Below are 15,982 nucleotides of genomic sequence, written 5' to 3'. Positions count from 1 at the left end.
CTTCAGGCAACCAAGAGAGTAAACAATGCCTGTCGATTTGTCCCGCCGCAATCTCCTGTTTGGCCGCAAGCCGCCCGCTCAGGCCGTCGAGGTTTTTCGCCCTCCCTGGGCCGTTGCCCAGTTTACCGATCAGTGTACGCGTTGTGGCGAATGCCTGTCCGCTTGCCCTGCCCAGATTATTGTGAGCGGGAGCGGTGGTTTTCCCGAAGTTGATTTTGCCCGTGGTGAATGCACTTTTTGTGGCGAATGCCGTGATAGCTGTCAGCCAAAGGCCTTGAATTCCACCGCGCCGACCTGGGCCATTCATGCCCGTATTGACTCGTCCTGCCTTGCCCAATCCGGTATCGAATGCCGGGTGTGCGGCGAGAGCTGCACTCCAGGTGCTATCCGCTTTCAATTGCAAGCAGGCAAGGTGGCTCAGCCCCAGTTGGCGCTGGATCTTTGCACCGGCTGTGGTGCTTGTATTGCGCCGTGTCCTTCCAGTGCTATCAAAATGATTCAAACAGGAAATCCGCAATGAATATGTACAGCCTTGTCGTACGTGCCTTGCCCGGAAAAATGGATAGGGTGAAAGAGCAGTTGCTCACCATTCCGGGTGTGGAGTTGCATCAAGAACACGAAGGACGCTTGATTGTCACCGTTGAAGATGTGCCCGGATATCGCACCAGCGAGGCACTGACGGCGATCCAGTCATTTGAAGGGATTGTTTCAACCACGCTGGCTTATGAGTATTGCGATGACGAACTCGCAGTTGCTCCGAGCCAGCAGGAATAATTAATTACACCGTATAGCCAATTTGAAAAGCAGTTTGAGGAGGGTAGGCCAATGAGTTTTGATCGTCGTGAGTTTATCAAGGCCACAGCAGTGAGCGCTGCTGCCGCCAGTGTCGGGATTCCGTTGGCCGAGGCCGCGCCAGCTGTCAAAACCAGCCCGCAGGCCAATGATGGCAATGTTCGTTGGGATAAAGCCCCATGCCGATTCTGCGGTACAGGCTGTGCGGTGTTGGTGGGGACACAAAATGGCCGCGTCGTTGCGACGCAGGGAGATCCTGATGCACCGGTCAATCGTGGCCTGAACTGCATCAAGGGTTATTTCCTGTCCAAAATCATGTACGGTGAAGACCGGCTGACGCAGCCTTTGCTGCGCAAGAAAAACGGCAAATACGATAAAAATGGCGAATTTACCCCGGTGAGTTGGGATGAAGCTTTTGGCATCATGGAGCAAAAGTGGAAAGACGCGCTGAAAACGTCTGGTCCAACTTCGATTGCGATGTTTGGTTCAGGCCAGTGGACGATCCACGAAGGTTATGCGGCCAGCAAACTGATGAAAGCAGGTTTCCGTAGCAATAATCTCGACCCGAATGCGCGCCATTGCATGGCCTCTGCCGTGACCGGCTTTATGCGCACTTTCGGTATGGACGAGCCTATGGGCTGCTACGACGATATCGAGGCGGCTGATGCATTTGTGCTGTGGGGCTCGAATATGGCCGAAATGCACCCGATTCTGTGGAGCCGCATTACCGACCGGACTTTGTCGAACAAGCATGTCAAAGTGGCCGTTCTGTCGACGTTCGAACATCGTTCGTTCGAGCTGGCCGATATCGGTGCGATCTTCACGCCGCAAACCGATCTGGCGATGATGAATTTCATTTGTCATCACATCATCAGCACCGGTCGGGTTAACAAAGACTTTGTCAAAAAACACGTCAACTTCAAACTGGGTGAAACCGACATCGGTTATGGCCTGCGCCCGAATAATCCGCTTGAAGCCAACGCCAAAGCCAATGGCTATCCGGGTAAAGATGGCAAACCGAAAACGATGCCAACCGAAGCCAAGCCGATTTCTTTTGACGAATTTGCCAAATATGTATCCGAATACACGGCAGAGAAAGTCAGCAAACTTTCCGGTGTTTCGGTTGAAAAACTGACCAAAATCGCCGAGCTGTATGCTGATCCGAAAGTGAAAGTAACGTCGTTCTGGACCATGGGCTTTAACCAGCACACCCGTGGTACCTGGGCGAACAATATGATTTACAACATCCACTTGCTGGTCGGCAAAATCGCCGAGCCTGGCAATAGCCCGTTCTCGCTGACCGGTCAGCCATCGGCTTGCGGTACGGCTCGTGAAGTGGGTACGTTTGCGCATCGTTTGCCAGCCGATATGGTCGTGACCAATCCAGAGCATCGCCACCATGCCGAAGAAATTTGGCAACTGCCGGACGGCACGATTCCGGACAAAATTGGTCTGCACGCGGTGGCAATGGCGCGCGCGATCAAGGATGGCAAGGTTAAAGTCTACTGGCAGATGGCTAATAACAATATGCAGGCCGGGCCGAATATCAATCAGGAACTGTACGCTGGCTGGCGTCGCCCTGATGTGTTTGTCGTCGTTTCCGATCCGTACCCAACCGTGTCGACTTTGGCTGCGGATCTGGTTTTACCGACTGCCATGTGGGTAGAAAAAGAAGGTGGCTTTGGCAATGCCGAGCGTCGCACCCAGGTATGGCGTCAACAGGTGAATGCGCCGGGCGAAGCCAAGTCGGACTTGTGGCAGCTGGTTGAATTTGCCAAACGCTTCAAAGTGGATGAAGTCTGGCCAGCCGATCTGATCGCCAAAAAGCCTGCTTACAAAGGCAAAACGCTGTTTGACGTGCTGTACGCCAACGGCAAAGTTAACAAGTTCAAAAATGACCAGCTGCAAAAAGGTTTTGAAAATCTCGAAGCCAAGGCTTTTGGTTTCTATATCCAGAAAGGTCTGTTTGAAGAATATGCCGAATTCGGTCGCGGCCACGGCCATGATCTGGCGCCGTACGATATGTACCACCAAGTTCGTGGCTTGCGCTGGCCCGTGGTGAATGGCAAGGAAACCAAATGGCGTTACCGCGAAGGTTACGATACCTACGTCAAAAAAGGCGAAGGCGTGCGTTTCTACGGTAACAAAGACGGTAAAGCCAATATTTTTGCCTTGCCGTATCAGCCTGCCCCTGAAGTGCCGGATAAAGAATATGACATGTGGCTGTGTACCGGCCGCGTGCTGGAGCACTGGCATACCGGAACAATGACGCGCCGTGTTCCCGAGCTGCATAAAGCGGTGCCGGAAGCGATGGTGTTTATGCACCCGGATGCCGCCAAAGAGCGCGGATTGCAGCGCGGCATGCTGGTGAAAGTCAAATCGCGTCGCGGTGAAATCACTGCACGTCTTGAGACTCGGGGTCGTAATAAACCGCCTAAAGGGCTGATTTTTATTCCGTTCTTTGATGAAGGTCGTTTGGTGAATAAATTGACACTCGATGCAACGTGCCCGATTTCCAAACAGACGGACTTCAAAAAATGTGCAGTTAAGGTCACTAAAGTCTAATGGGAGGTGGGTATTGCTCTGAGGCTTATTTAAAATAAGCGTTGTATGGCATTACCCCTTTGAGATGAAAGCCCCGATCAATCGCCGCCAATTTTTCAAAGACAGTGCCGCCGCATGCGGCGGTGCTTTGCTTGTTGGCAGCGGGCTCACTGTCCTGGCCAGCCAGCAGGCGCAAGCTCTGCCAGCTCAGGCTTTGCGTCCGCCCGGTGCATTGAACGAATCAGATTTTCAACAAGCCTGTGTGCGTTGCGGTTTATGCGTGCGCGATTGCCCGTATGACACGTTGAAGCTAGCCAGTCTGGGGCAGGGCATTGGCTGGGGAACGCCTTATTTCGCTGCGCGTGATGTGCCGTGCGAAATGTGCGAAGACATTCCCTGTGTCAAGGCTTGCCCTACTGGTGCGCTTGATCCGGCCTTGCAGGAAATTAACAAGGCCAGAATGGGCGTGGCGGTACTGCACGATCATGAAACCTGTCTCAATTTTCTGGGTTTGCGTTGCGATGTCTGTTATCGCGTCTGCCCGGTGATTGATCAGGCCATTACGCTGGAGAAAGTCCATAACCCGCGCTCGGATCGGCATGCAATGCTGTTGCCGACGGTGCATTCGGATTACTGCACTGGCTGTGGCAAGTGTGAAAAATCCTGTGTACTGCCCGAAGCGGCGATCCGTGTTTTTCCATTAGCACTGGCCAAAGGGCAAGCGGCCAAGCATTACCGCAAGGGCTGGGAAGAAAAAGCCAAGGCGGGTGGTTCTTTGCTCGGCGATACGCCGGCAATTGAAGCCAATATGCCGGATTCGCAAGCGCAGGAGGGTACTCAGCCATGAGCCTGTTGCCGACATTATTTATCAAAAACCGCTGGCTGATTGCCCGCAGAATCAGCCAGTTTGCAATTCTGACACTGTTTCTGCTTGGGCCAGTAGCCGGAGTCTGGTGGGTAAAAGGTACGCTGGCATCCAGCCTGAGTTTTGGTTTTTTGCCGCTGACTGATCCGATGGTGCTGCTGCAAAGTACGCTGGCAGGGCATCGTCCACAACAGCAGGCGATGATTGGTGCGGCGATTGTGCTGGCGTTTTACTTGCTGCTCGGTGGCCGGGTATTTTGTAGCTGGGTGTGTCCGGTCAATCTGATCACCGATCTGGCGCACTGGTGCCGTGGCAAGCTCAATCTGAAAGGCGCGCAGCAGGCGCATCGCAATAGCCGTTACTGGCTGCTGGCGATGGTGATGTTGTTGACGGCATTGACGCATACCGTGATCTGGGAATGGGTTAATCCGGTGACCGGCATTCAGCGCGGACTGCTGTTCGGGATGGGCTTGAGCTGGCTGATGATGTTGGGTTTGTTTGCTTATGATCTGCTGATTGTTAATCGTGGCTGGTGCGGGCACTGGTGTCCGGTGGGGGCGTTTTATGCCTTGGTCGGTCGGTTTTCGCTGCTGAAAGTGAGTGCAACAAAACGTGCCGCTTGTGATGACTGCATGGACTGTTTCAAGGTTTGCCCGGAGCCGCAAGTAATCCGCCCGGCTTTAAAAGGTAAGGGAACGCCGGTGATTGTTGCGGGCGAATGTAGCAATTGTGGTCGTTGCATCGATGTGTGCGATCAGCAAGTTTTTAAATTTAACCATCGTTTTAATCAGCGTATTGATTGATTTTCGGAATGATTTCAGAGGAGAGGAAAATGAAAAAGTTGGCCTGTATTCTTGGTTTGTTTCTGGCTTTGGGCCTGAGCGCTACAAGTTCCAGTGTCGCCGCCGAGGAGCTGAAGTCGCTGCGCGGCGCAGAGGCCGTCAAAGGTGATGTACCATCAGAAAATTATCGCTATGAACGCGATAAGGCCACACAACAACGTCAATATGTACAACAACCCCCGTTGATTCCGCATACGACCAAGGGCTATCTGATCACCAAGGAGTTCAATAAATGTCTCGATTGCCATAGCTGGGATAGAGCCGCCGAAACTGGCGCAGTGCGCGTCTCAGTGACTCACTTTAAAACCCGTGAAGGTAAAGAGCTGAGCAATATTTCGCCACGCCGTTATTTCTGTGTTCAATGCCATGTACCGCAAACGGACGCCAAACCATTAGTGGGAAATAATTTCAAACCTGCTGCCGGTCTGGTCAAATAAGGATACGCGCCATGTTGAACTGGATAAAAGCGAAGTGGGAAAAGATCCGAGCGGTACGCTTGGGTTTCTGGGGGCTGGTCGGCATGTTTGTGCTGGGTATCATTTTTTGGGGTGGCTTTAATACTGCGCTGGAAATGACCAATACCGAGAAGTTTTGCCTGAGCTGCCACGAAATGGCCGACAATGTGTTTCCCGAGTATCAGGAAACGGTGCATTACACCAATCGCTCCGGTGTAAGGGCAACGTGTCCGGATTGTCATGTCCCACATGAATGGGGGCCGAAAATGATCCGCAAGATCCAGGCATCAAAAGAGGTCTGGGGCAAGCTGACTGGAACGATCAATACCCGCGAGAAATTCCTCGAAAAACGGATCGAGCTGGCGCAGCATGAATGGGACAGGATGAAAGCGAATGATTCCAAAGCCTGTCGCAATTGCCACAACTACGAGTATTTTGATTACATGGAACAAAACCGTCGCTCGGCAAACGCCCATCAGAGTGGTCTGAGTTCAGGGATGACGTGTATTGATTGTCATAAGGGCATTGCGCACCACCTACCTAATGTGTCGCAGAGTGTGGGTATTAAAGCTGGCAGCGGCGTGGCTTCAAGTGTGATGCATCCGGCACGCAATAACGCCAGCACAGCATCGTTTGTTGAAGAGGATATGGCTGGGATTGAATAATAAGTAAGGTCGGTGGCTGAACTGCTGCCGACCCACTTGGCTTGCTGGATTCAGCATATCAGCTTGTATTGATACTTTTTTTGATGGGTATATTGCCGCAGCCTAGTTCTTGTTTGTCCTGCGGTCATATACCCATATATAAAAATAGACCCAGCCGGGTCTGTTTTTTTATCTGATGATATCTCTATTTTGGAAAGATATTGTAGGAGCGAGCTTGCCCGCGAAGAGGTACTTATTTTGAAGCACCTTCGCGGGCAAACCCGCTCCTACAAATGCCATATTTTTAATGGGTTTCTAAAGAAAAGACATAATCAGAATTTTTTATATATCCAAGTCTGTACTGATAAGCCCGGAGCAAATACCCAGGGCTTGATCAAATGCTTAGGCCTTGTCGTACAGCTTCGCGCCGCCTTTGATAAACTCAATCGACTTGGTTTCCATGCCTTTGGCTAAAGCCGCTTCGTCCGCGGCTATCCCTTGCTGTTCGGCAAATTCGCGCACATCCTGCGTGATTTTCATCGAGCAGAAGTGCGGGCCGCACATCGAGCAGAAATGCGCGACTTTGGCGCTGTCTTTCGGCAGGGTTTCGTCGTGGAATTCGCGTGCACGGTCAGGATCGAGGCCGATATTGAATTGGTCTTCCCAGCGGAATTCAAAACGCGCTTTTGACAAAGCGTTGTCACGAATCTGCGCGCCCGGATGACCTTTGGCCAAGTCGGCGGCGTGGGCGGCTAATTTATACGTGATAATGCCTTCTTTGACATCGGCTTTGTTCGGCAAGCCCAGATGCTCTTTCGGTGTGACATAACACAGCATCGCAGTGCCGTACCAACCAATTTGCGCCGCGCCAATCGCCGAAGTGATGTGGTCGTAACCAGGGGCAATGTCGGTCGTCAATGGCCCAAGCGTATAGAACGGCGCTTCGTGGCACCATTCCAGCTCTTTATCCATATTTTCTTTGATCAATTGCATCGGCACGTGGCCAGGGCCTTCGATCATCACTTGTACATCGTGTTTCCACGCGATTTGGGTCAATTCGCCCAGCGTTTTCAATTCGCCCAATTGCGCTTCGTCATTCGCATCCCACACCGAACCAGGACGCAGACCATCGCCGAGCGAGAAGGCGACGTCATAGGCTTTCATGATTTCGCAGATTTCTTCAAAGTGCGTGTACAAGAAGTTTTCTTTGTGATGCGCCAGACACCATTTGGCCATGATCGAGCCGCCGCGTGACACGATACCGGTCATGCGATTGGCGGTCATCGGCACGTAGCGCAGCAGAACGCCGGCGTGAATGGTGAAATAGTCAACGCCTTGCTCGGCTTGCTCGATCAGCGTGTCTTTGAAAATTTCCCAAGTCAGATCTTCAGCCTTACCGTTCACTTTTTCCAAAGCCTGGTAGATCGGCACGGTGCCGATAGGCACGGGTGAATTGCGCAAAATCCATTCGCGCGTTTCGTGGATGTTCTTGCCGGTCGACAAATCCATGATTGTGTCTGCGCCCCAACGGATGCCCCAGGTCATCTTGTCGACTTCTTCGGTGATCGACGAAGTGACGGCTGAATTGCCGATATTGCCGTTGATTTTGACGAGGAAGTTGCGGCCAATAATCATCGGCTCCGATTCCGGGTGGTTGATGTTATTCGGGATAATCGCGCGGCCAGCGGCGATTTCATCGCGAACGAATTCAGGTGTGATTTTTTCCGGAATATTCGCGCCGTAATTCTGACCCGGGTGCTGGAATAGCATCATTTTAGCGAGTTTTTTGCCTTTCTCGCCCAGAGCTAACAGGCTCTCGGTGTATTTTTCGCGCTGCAGATTCTCGCGAATCGCCACATATTCCATTTCTGGCGTGATGATGCCTTGGCGTGCGTAATGCATTTGCGACACGTTTTGGCCTGCTTTGGCTTTACGTGGCTTGCGTTGCAATTCGAAACGCAGATCGTCCAGACTCTTGTCGGCTTCACGTGCGCGGCCATATTCGCTGGTCATGCCGTTAAGTTGTTCGGTGTCGTCGCGCTCTGCGATCCACGCCGCGCGAATCGGAGCCAGGCCCTTGCGCACGTCAATGGTTGCGTTTGGATCGGTGTACGCGCCCGAACAGTCATAGACGTAGATTGGTGGATTTTGCTCGCCACCAAACATGGTGGGCGTATCGGCCTGACTGATTTCACGCATCGGTACCTGGATGTCGGCGCGTGAGCCTTGGACATAAACTTTGCGTGAATTGGGTAAAGGCTGGATCGCGGCGGAATCGACGACCGCGGTGTTGGCGTGAAATTCTACTTTGGCGTTCATTTTTGTCTCCAATGACATTGACGCAAGCAATTGCAGTGAGATGCTGCAACTTCAAAAGCGTAAGGAGACGGAGTGGGGGTATGAAACGCACTCGCTTCCCTACGCCGGTATTATCCGGATCAGGTTCCAAGGGTATTTCTCATCCGGTGCTTGTCAGCACCAGAACCCCTAGCGATATGAATGAATGTGAAATTAAAAGAGTTGTGGGATAATTGCAAGATATATTCGATCAACACAGGCCGAGAACGGCCAAGCCTTGAGGTGACGCAAACATGGATTGGGAAAAAGCACGTTATTTACTGGTAGAACAACAGATCCGCCCATGGAACGTACTGGACTCCAAAGTTCTTGACCGCGTCCTCAACACCCGCCGCGAAGACTTTGTGCCTGCCGATAAAAAAGAACTGGCTTTTGTCGATGTTGAGCTGCCGCTGGGTAATGGCCAACTGATGCTTGCTCCGAAAGTCGAAGCACGATTGCTGCAGGAAATCGGTTTGAAAACATCCGATAAAGTCTTGATCGTCGGCGCGGGAACCGCTTACTTGGCCGCACTGGCTGCTGGCCTTTGTGCACAAGTGGTTGTGATTGAAGCAGACACCAAACAGGCCGAGTTTGCCAATGGCGCGCTTAAAGCCGCGGGGATTAAAAACGTTAGCATTGAAGTGGGTGGTGGCTTGAGTAGCAAGCAAGGGCCGTTTAACGCCATTATTGCTGCAGCATCATTCGAGAGCATGCCAAAAGAATTAAGCGAGCAACTGGTGAGTGGTGGCCGCCTGATTACTATCTTGGGTGAAGATCCCATCATGCATGCAACCGTAATGACGAAGGTGGGCAATGGCGCAAATCTTGAACGACAGGTGTTTGACTACAACTTGCCACGAGCTCAGGTGAGCGCTATTCAGTTTTCATTTTGAACTGCGATTCAGTTTTATCGCAGTTTGTATAAAACCCGCATTCTTGCGGGTTTCTTTTCTTACAAGCATTATGTAAGCATGGTTATTGGTTACAATCGTCGCCTCATTATGGTTACCTGTTTTCGAAACTCTCACAATAAGATTTTTTCCGATATGACTGAAAATTTGCAAGCCAATGTATCCAGTGTTCAGGCCGAAAATGAAGCCTCTCTGCTGGATTTTCTTCTTGTCCTGACCAAGCATAAGAAAAAAATTATTGGCCTGCCTATTCTGGCTGGCGCAATTGCTGTCGCTATTTCCTTGAGCTTGCCAGATGAATACACGGCAACGCTGAAAATTGCTCCATCAAAAAATGCACCAACTTACAATTGGCTACTCAATAATGATCAACTTGTTGAAGAAGTTTCCAAAGAATTAAAACTTACCGAACATTATGGAACCAAAGGCCGTAAAGCGACCCGAAAAGAAATGGCCAAATCATTCAAAGTGACTTTGAATGCAAAGGACGGTTATTTGGATGTCAATGCCACCGATGCCAGTCCTGAATTTGCGGCTCAATTGGCTAATCGGATGGGGGCTGTTTTACAGAAAAATCTCTATAATATGAGGTTACTGGACGTGTCCAAACAGCGTTACGATCTGGAAACTCGACGCGAAATGGCTAGAACCAATAAATTGAAATTTGACCATCAGATCAAAGGGGGCGATCTTGCCCCCATTATTGCCTTGTTTTCCCCTGCAGATCGCTACAGCATAATCAGTCTTGCTGCAATTCAGGCTGAAGCTACTTTACAGGGACAAAGTACAGTCGCGGGAAGTGCTGGCACGGGGAGTGACCTGATGCAGAGTGAATTGGTGCGCATTCAAGATCAGTTATCAAATCTACAGCGTTTACTGGCGGATAATTTGAAAAAACGAGCCTCTGCTGTTAACGCTGGCTTGTGGATCGCTGCTGCGGATGCACTGCAGCAACAGGCGTATTGGAGCGCCTTGATTGAGCGTCTGGATAGCCGGATTTCATTGTTGAAAAAGCAAGAACACGATGAATTGAAAATGACTTTGGCTGAAGTTCCTGATGAAAAATCAGGCCCTAAGCGTGCCTTGATTGTTTTGCTCTCTGCAATTGCTGCCTTATTTAGTGCCGTGCTTTGGGCATTTATTGCCGAGGCCATCGTCAAATCGCGTGAAAATCTGGCCTCATCCGCATTACTGGGTAAGATCGCTGCTGCGTGGCATGCAAAATAATTTGAATAGTGTGATCTGCTGACGCACTTTTAAGGCGTTAGCTGGTTATTTAGGGTTGGTACGCAATGACGATTTTGGTAACAGGTGGTGCCGGTTTTATCGGCGGTAATTTTGTTCTGGACTGGCTGGCAGACTGTGACGAGCTGGTAATTAATGTTGATAAACTAACGTATGCCGGTAATCTTGATACCTTGCAAGGCTTGCAGGAGGATACCCGGCATTTTTTTGTTCGTGCCGATATTGCTGATCGTGAAATCATTGCTCAATTGCTTGTCGAACATAAACCACGTGCGGTGATCAATTTTGCTGCCGAGTCGCATGTTGATCGCTCGATTCATGGGCCGGGCCACTTTATCCAGACCAATGTGGTGGGGACGTTCAACCTGCTTGAAAGCGTTCGCGCGTACTGGAACGACCTACCTGCCGCCGAAAAGATGACATTCCGTTTCCTGCATGTTTCGACTGATGAGGTTTACGGTACGTTAGAGGCTGATGATCCGCCATTTGCCGAGACCAACAGCTACGAGCCCAATAGCCCGTATTCGGCATCGAAAGCTGCATCGGATCATCTGGTTCGTGCCTGGCACCATACCTATGGCCTGCCAGTATTAACGACCAATTGCTCGAATAATTACGGCCCATATCACTTCCCGGAAAAATTGATCCCGCTGGTAATTTTGAATGCGCTTAATGGTAAACCGCTACCGATTTATGGCGATGGCCAGCAAATCCGCGACTGGCTGTATGTGAAAGACCATTGCGCTGCAATCCGTCGCGTACTCGAAGCTGGCCAAGTGGGTGAAACGTACAACGTCGGTGGTTGGAATGAGAAAGCCAATCTGGACGTCGTCAAAACGATCTGTAGCTTGCTCGACGAGCTGCAACCGCGCGCTGATGGGCAAAGCTATACCGAACAAATTAGCTATGTGACTGATAGACCCGGACACGATAGACGCTATGCAATTGACGCAACGAAACTCGCGCGCGAGCTGGGCTGGAAACCGGCCGAGACTTTTGAATCAGGAATCCGTAAAACAGTTGAATGGTATCTGGCGAACCAGAATTGGGTCAGCAATGTGGCCAGTGGTGCATACCGTGAGTGGGTATTGACCCAATACGGAGCGTGAGTGTGGCTTTGACGAAGATACTGCTGACAGGAAAAAATGGTCAGCTCGGTTTTGAATTGCAGCGCAGCCTTGCCATTCTGGGGGATGTGATTGCCTTGGATCGTGCAGATTGCGATCTGGCCAATACCGATGCGGTTCGTGAACTGGTGCAGCGAGTTCGCCCGGACATTATCGTCAATCCGGCGGCATATACTGCCGTGGACCAGGCCGAAACCGATTCAGAATTAACCTACGCCATTAATACCACTGCGGCGCAGGCTTTCGCGGAAGAAGCGGCCAAGCTCGGCGCGCTACTGATTCACTACTCGACCGACTATGTGTTTGATGGTTGCAAAGAGGGCTGGTACGTCGAGACCGACCTACCCAATCCGCAATCGGTATACGGCAAAACCAAGCTCGCTGGTGAAGAAGCGATCCGCAATAGCGGCTGTCGCCATCTGATTTTCCGCACCAGCTGGGTATTTGGTGCCCACGGTGGCAATTTCCTCAAAACGATGTTGCGGCTGATGCAAACCCGCGATGCGCTGAGCGTCATCAACGATCAATACGGTGCACCAACGAGCGCCAGTCTGATTGCTGATGCCACGGCGCAAATTATCGCGCAATATATTTTCAGCCAGAATCGTGCTGAATTTGCCTATGGTACTTATCATCTGGTTGCCGGAGGTGAAACTAGCTGGCATGGGTATGCATCGCTAATTAATGATATTGCTGCTCTGCAGGGCTATACCCTGAGAATCACTAGCAAGGCCATTCAAGCCATCCCCGCAACAGCCTATCCGGTTTCCGCGCCGCGCCCGGCCAACTCGCGCCTTGATACACAGAAACTGCAAACGACATTTGGCCTGCGGCTGCCCGCTTGGCAAGACGGCGTGCATCAAGTCATGACACTATTTAAACAAGGGGGCTGATATGGCGCAGCGCAAAGGTATCATTCTGGCGGGGGGCTCAGGCACCCGCCTTTATCCGGCCACCATCGCCGTCTCGAAGCAACTTTTGCCGATTTATGACAAACCGATGATCTACTATCCGCTCAGTACCTTGTTGCTGGCCGGGATACGCGACATTCTGATTATCTCAACACCGCAAGACACACCACGTTTTGAGCAATTACTCGGCGATGGCAGCCAATGGGGTATCAAACTGCAGTACGCTGTGCAGCCAAGCCCCGATGGACTTGCACAGGCTTTCATTATTGGCGAAACCTTCATCGGCAGCAATGATGTGGCTTTGGTGCTGGGTGACAATATCTTTTACGGCCATGAATTTGCTGGATTACTCCACGTGGCAGCGACTAAAAAAAGTGGTGCGAGTGTTTTTGCTTATCACGTCAATGATCCGGAGCGTTATGGTGTGGTCGATTTTGACGCGACCGGCAAAGCGCTTTCAATCGAAGAAAAACCAGCCAAACCTAAATCCAACTATGCGGTCACTGGCTTGTATTTCTACGACAATCAGGTTGTTGAAATTGCCAAGAACATCAAGCCATCGCCGCGTGGCGAGTTAGAAATTACCGATGTGAATAACGTTTACCTGCAAAAAGGTGCGTTGAATGTGCAAACCATGGGGCGCGGCTATGCCTGGCTGGATACCGGCACGCATGAATCAATGCTCGAAGCGAGTCAATTCATCCAGACCATCGAAGCACGGCAGGGCTTAAAAGTCTGTTGCCCAGAAGAAATCGCCTATCGGCAAGGTTGGATTGATGCTAATCAAATAAAAAAATTGGGCCAATCGTTGAAAAAAAATAACTATGGTCAATATCTACTAAAAATGGTGAATGATTTGATTTTATGATCTTTTCAATTTTTATGTGGATAAATAGCTTATCGACTGCGATTTTTTTATTTTTTTGGAATTTAGTTTTAATGGAGTCATATGAAAATAATTGATACGAATATTTCGGACGTTAAAGTTGTTGTACCTGATGTTTTTCATGATAAACGAGGTTTTTTTTTAGAAAGCTTTAATCAACAGAGGTTCGAAGAGCAAATAGGTTTTTCTGTTCATTTTGTGCAAGATAACCATTCGCATTCAAGACGAAACGTGTTACGTGGATTACATTATCAAGTTGGCCTGCCACAGGCAAAATTAGTGCGCGTAACTCAAGGCGTGGTATTTGATGTTGCTGTAGACTTGCGAAAAAGTTCCTCCACTTTTGGGAAATGGGTAGGGCGAATCCTTTCTTCAGAAAATCATGAGCAACTTTGGATCCCTGAAGGATTTGCTCATGGATTTTATGTTTTATCAACTACAGCAGATTTACAGTACAAAACGACTGACTTTTGGCAAGCTGATTGTGAGCGAATTATTAAATGGGATGATCGTACGCTTGATATTCAATGGCCCTTGTCTAACTCTCCCGATGTTTCGGAAAAAGATGCTGCAGGTAGTGACTTCCTACATTCTGATTTTTTCTTCTAAGTCGAATTTAATTTTTTGGTTTGTGAATATATTTAATTATTTCATTGTTTGTTTTTTAAATTGTTTGAAGGTTGTAGCTAGACAGAAAGGTTATTTCTTTTTTAGATGGAATGGTTGAATGGAAAAGACGCTGGTCGGTATTGCGACGATCATACCAAGTTTGGTTTATTTTCTTACTAACTGGGTGATTTCAACAAATCTCAGCCACGAAGAATATGCCCATTACGGATTTATCTACCAAGTTACAAATAGTTTCCTATTGATTTTTGACTTGGGTCTGACAACATTATTCTTGCTCCGCACTGATGAGCATGGTGATATTCATAAAACAGCCATTTCATATTTCAGCTTGAAACTCTGGCTCGGGATGGTTTTGTTGTTGTTTGCATTGCCAATATTCTTTTTTTTCTCAGTTAATATGGCTTTGTATATATCGATTGCCTATTTAACTAGTGGCCTTTGCCTTTTTATAACTGCATATTATCGAACGGGTGGTTTTTTACTTGGATATGTTGTAATTAGGATTGTGCCGCAAATAGCTTTTCTTTGTGTAGCATTGATTTTTTTTAAAGGGGTAAATGCTGAGGTTGTATTTTTCTCTTATTCTTTGATTTATTTTTTTTTAGCGATTACTGTTGGGTGGCGATTGCTTGATTTTGGTATGTTTTGTTCTAGGTCGGGCTGGAAGTGGTCATGGAAGATATTGTGCGAATCTTTTCGAATTTGTATATCTTCTTTTTTTATTGCGATTGCTAGTGGCTTTGTTGTAGAAGCCTATTTTGTAAAGCTGTTGGCTCCTGTACAGTTACAGTCAACATTTTTTCTTTTTGTTCAATTTTTAATGGTATTTAACTTGGCTCAGTCTGTGCTAAGTAACTATTTCATGCCTAAGTCCATTTCTTTGAAAGGAGGTATGAAGAAAGAATACCTAGTTTTCATTTTTACATTGCTTTTGCCACTTATAGTGATTTTTTTGTTTTCTCCTTACTGGATTGATTGGTTTTTTCCGCGCTATTCTTTGGTTTTGTATTTTATTGTTTTCTTGGTTCCAGTTTGGTTGGTTGATTGTTTTATTCATTATACTCGAATTGTTCTTTATAAATTAAATCCGAATGCTATTTCTATTTCATACGCCGCTTCTATTGTTGGTGGGATGGTTTTTTTTGGGGTTAATTGGTATGTGAATGATGGCTTGACTTTGGTTTTCTTGCTGAGTGGAATGGCATTTGCCAAGCTTGTTGCAATATCTTGTCTTATTTTTTTCTATATGAAAATTGGCCGCAATGTTGAAAATACTTAATTTTATTTTGAATGCCTTTTTTAAATGGCGAGGAGGTCAATTGGGTGAGTGTTCTCAGTTGAACTACCCATGTCAATTGTCTTGCTCTTCCCGAATTTCAATTGGGGATTATAGTTATATTGGGCCAGAGGGGAAGCTATTTGGGAAGGGGGGGATTCGTATTGGTGATAATGTGATTATTGGTCCGAGAGTTTTGATTTACTCCTCTAATCATAATTTTCGCAATAGCAAAAAAATACCATATGATAAATCGATTATCGATAAAATCGTAATTATTGAGGATGGGTGTTGGCTTGGTGATTCAGTAAAAATTTCACCAGGAGTCAAAATTGGACGTGGCTCTATTATTGGTTTGGGTTGCGTTATTACTCATGATATTCCACCTTATTCAATTGTCAAGGCAGGTGCTTTGATAGTTAAGCAAAGAGGATCGGATGATATTTTGCGGATTGAAAATAGCAATAAAAAAGAAGACTCTTATATTTATTGGAAGTTAAAAAAATAAATTTAT

Annotated in this window: 16 protein-coding genes and 1 riboswitch; of the genes, 15 read left to right on the top strand and 1 reads right to left on the bottom strand. The window is 48.5% G+C overall.

Going from position 1 to position 15,982, the window contains the following annotated elements:
* Nucleotides 1-25: 25 nt before the first annotated feature.
* The 7 genes from napF (at nucleotide 26) to ACG2XO_RS13930 (ending at nucleotide 6,163) form a co-directional block, all read left to right on the top strand.
* Nucleotides 26-520, top strand: coding sequence for a ferredoxin-type protein NapF (gene napF / locus ACG2XO_RS13960; protein ID WP_410498601.1), 495 nt, complete (start codon nucleotides 26-28; stop codon nucleotides 518-520).
* The gene (locus ACG2XO_RS13955; protein ID WP_410498600.1) at nucleotides 517-774 is read left to right on the top strand and encodes a chaperone NapD; all 258 of its coding nucleotides are present in this window, start codon (nucleotides 517-519) and stop codon (nucleotides 772-774) included. The genes napF and ACG2XO_RS13955 overlap by 4 nt, the downstream gene beginning before the upstream one ends.
* A 51-nt stretch (nucleotides 775-825) precedes the next feature.
* Complete coding sequence (napA, locus tag ACG2XO_RS13950; protein WP_410498599.1) at nucleotides 826-3,357, top strand: nitrate reductase catalytic subunit NapA; 2,532 nt, start codon at nucleotides 826-828, stop codon at nucleotides 3,355-3,357.
* Nucleotides 3,358-3,421: 64 nt separating this feature from the next.
* Nucleotides 3,422-4,183 carry a ferredoxin-type protein NapG gene (gene napG / locus ACG2XO_RS13945; protein ID WP_410498598.1) on the top strand — a complete coding sequence of 254 codons (762 nt, stop codon included), beginning with the start codon at nucleotides 3,422-3,424 and terminating at the stop codon, nucleotides 4,181-4,183.
* Nucleotides 4,180-5,004 (top strand): quinol dehydrogenase ferredoxin subunit NapH, encoded by an 825-nt coding sequence (napH, locus tag ACG2XO_RS13940; protein WP_410498597.1) that lies wholly within the window; start codon nucleotides 4,180-4,182, stop codon nucleotides 5,002-5,004. Before napG ends, napH begins: the two co-directional genes overlap by 4 nt.
* Nucleotides 5,005-5,033: 29 nt before the next feature.
* Complete coding sequence (locus tag ACG2XO_RS13935; RefSeq protein ID WP_410498596.1) at nucleotides 5,034-5,480, top strand: nitrate reductase cytochrome c-type subunit; 447 nt, start codon at nucleotides 5,034-5,036, stop codon at nucleotides 5,478-5,480.
* A gap of 11 nt (nucleotides 5,481-5,491) precedes the next feature.
* A complete protein-coding gene (locus tag ACG2XO_RS13930; RefSeq protein WP_410498595.1) occupies nucleotides 5,492-6,163 on the top strand; it encodes a NapC/NirT family cytochrome c in 672 nt (223 codons plus the stop codon).
* 381 nt (nucleotides 6,164-6,544) lie between these two features.
* Here ACG2XO_RS13930 and thiC read toward each other — a convergent pair whose 3' ends face one another.
* Nucleotides 6,545-8,461 carry a phosphomethylpyrimidine synthase ThiC gene (gene thiC / locus ACG2XO_RS13925; RefSeq protein ID WP_410498594.1) on the bottom strand — a complete coding sequence of 639 codons (1,917 nt, stop codon included), beginning with the start codon at nucleotides 8,459-8,461 and terminating at the stop codon, nucleotides 6,545-6,547.
* A gap of 79 nt (nucleotides 8,462-8,540) precedes the next feature.
* Nucleotides 8,541-8,641: riboswitch (TPP riboswitch) on the bottom strand.
* 92 nt (nucleotides 8,642-8,733) lie between these two features.
* On the opposite strand from thiC, the gene ACG2XO_RS13920 reads away from it, so the two are divergent.
* From ACG2XO_RS13920 to ACG2XO_RS13885, 8 genes are all read left to right on the top strand, one after another.
* Entirely contained in the window at nucleotides 8,734-9,375 is a 642-nt protein-coding gene (locus ACG2XO_RS13920; RefSeq protein WP_410498593.1) for a protein-L-isoaspartate O-methyltransferase family protein, read from the top strand.
* 153 nt (nucleotides 9,376-9,528) lie between these two features.
* Nucleotides 9,529-10,620 (top strand): Wzz/FepE/Etk N-terminal domain-containing protein, encoded by a 1,092-nt coding sequence (locus ACG2XO_RS13915; protein WP_410498592.1) that lies wholly within the window; start codon nucleotides 9,529-9,531, stop codon nucleotides 10,618-10,620.
* 65 nt (nucleotides 10,621-10,685) lie between these two features.
* A complete protein-coding gene (rfbB, locus tag ACG2XO_RS13910; protein WP_410498591.1) occupies nucleotides 10,686-11,747 on the top strand; it encodes a dTDP-glucose 4,6-dehydratase in 1,062 nt (353 codons plus the stop codon).
* A gap of 2 nt (nucleotides 11,748-11,749) precedes the next feature.
* Nucleotides 11,750-12,658: a dTDP-4-dehydrorhamnose reductase gene (gene rfbD / locus ACG2XO_RS13905; protein ID WP_410498590.1), complete on the top strand. Its 909-nt coding sequence runs from the start codon at nucleotides 11,750-11,752 to the stop codon at nucleotides 12,656-12,658.
* A gap of 1 nt (nucleotide 12,659) precedes the next feature.
* Nucleotides 12,660-13,544 (top strand): glucose-1-phosphate thymidylyltransferase RfbA, encoded by an 885-nt coding sequence (rfbA, locus tag ACG2XO_RS13900; RefSeq protein ID WP_410498589.1) that lies wholly within the window; start codon nucleotides 12,660-12,662, stop codon nucleotides 13,542-13,544.
* An 81-nt stretch (nucleotides 13,545-13,625) separates the two neighbouring features.
* Nucleotides 13,626-14,171 (top strand): dTDP-4-dehydrorhamnose 3,5-epimerase, encoded by a 546-nt coding sequence (gene rfbC / locus ACG2XO_RS13895; RefSeq protein ID WP_410498588.1) that lies wholly within the window; start codon nucleotides 13,626-13,628, stop codon nucleotides 14,169-14,171.
* A gap of 118 nt (nucleotides 14,172-14,289) precedes the next feature.
* Nucleotides 14,290-15,471 carry a hypothetical protein gene (locus tag ACG2XO_RS13890; protein WP_410498587.1) on the top strand — a complete coding sequence of 394 codons (1,182 nt, stop codon included), beginning with the start codon at nucleotides 14,290-14,292 and terminating at the stop codon, nucleotides 15,469-15,471.
* The gene (locus tag ACG2XO_RS13885) at nucleotides 15,455-15,976 is read left to right on the top strand and encodes an acyltransferase (protein ID WP_410498586.1); all 522 of its coding nucleotides are present in this window, start codon (nucleotides 15,455-15,457) and stop codon (nucleotides 15,974-15,976) included. Before ACG2XO_RS13890 ends, ACG2XO_RS13885 begins: the two co-directional genes overlap by 17 nt.
* Nucleotides 15,977-15,982: the final 6 nt, after the last annotated feature.

This window comes from Chitinibacter sp. S2-10 (genome assembly GCF_046530675.1).
Taxonomy (GTDB): domain Bacteria; phylum Pseudomonadota; class Gammaproteobacteria; order Burkholderiales; family Chitinibacteraceae; genus Chitinibacter.
The sequence above is the reverse complement of the archived record's forward strand: the minus strand, read 5'-3'. Positions and strand labels throughout refer to the sequence as shown.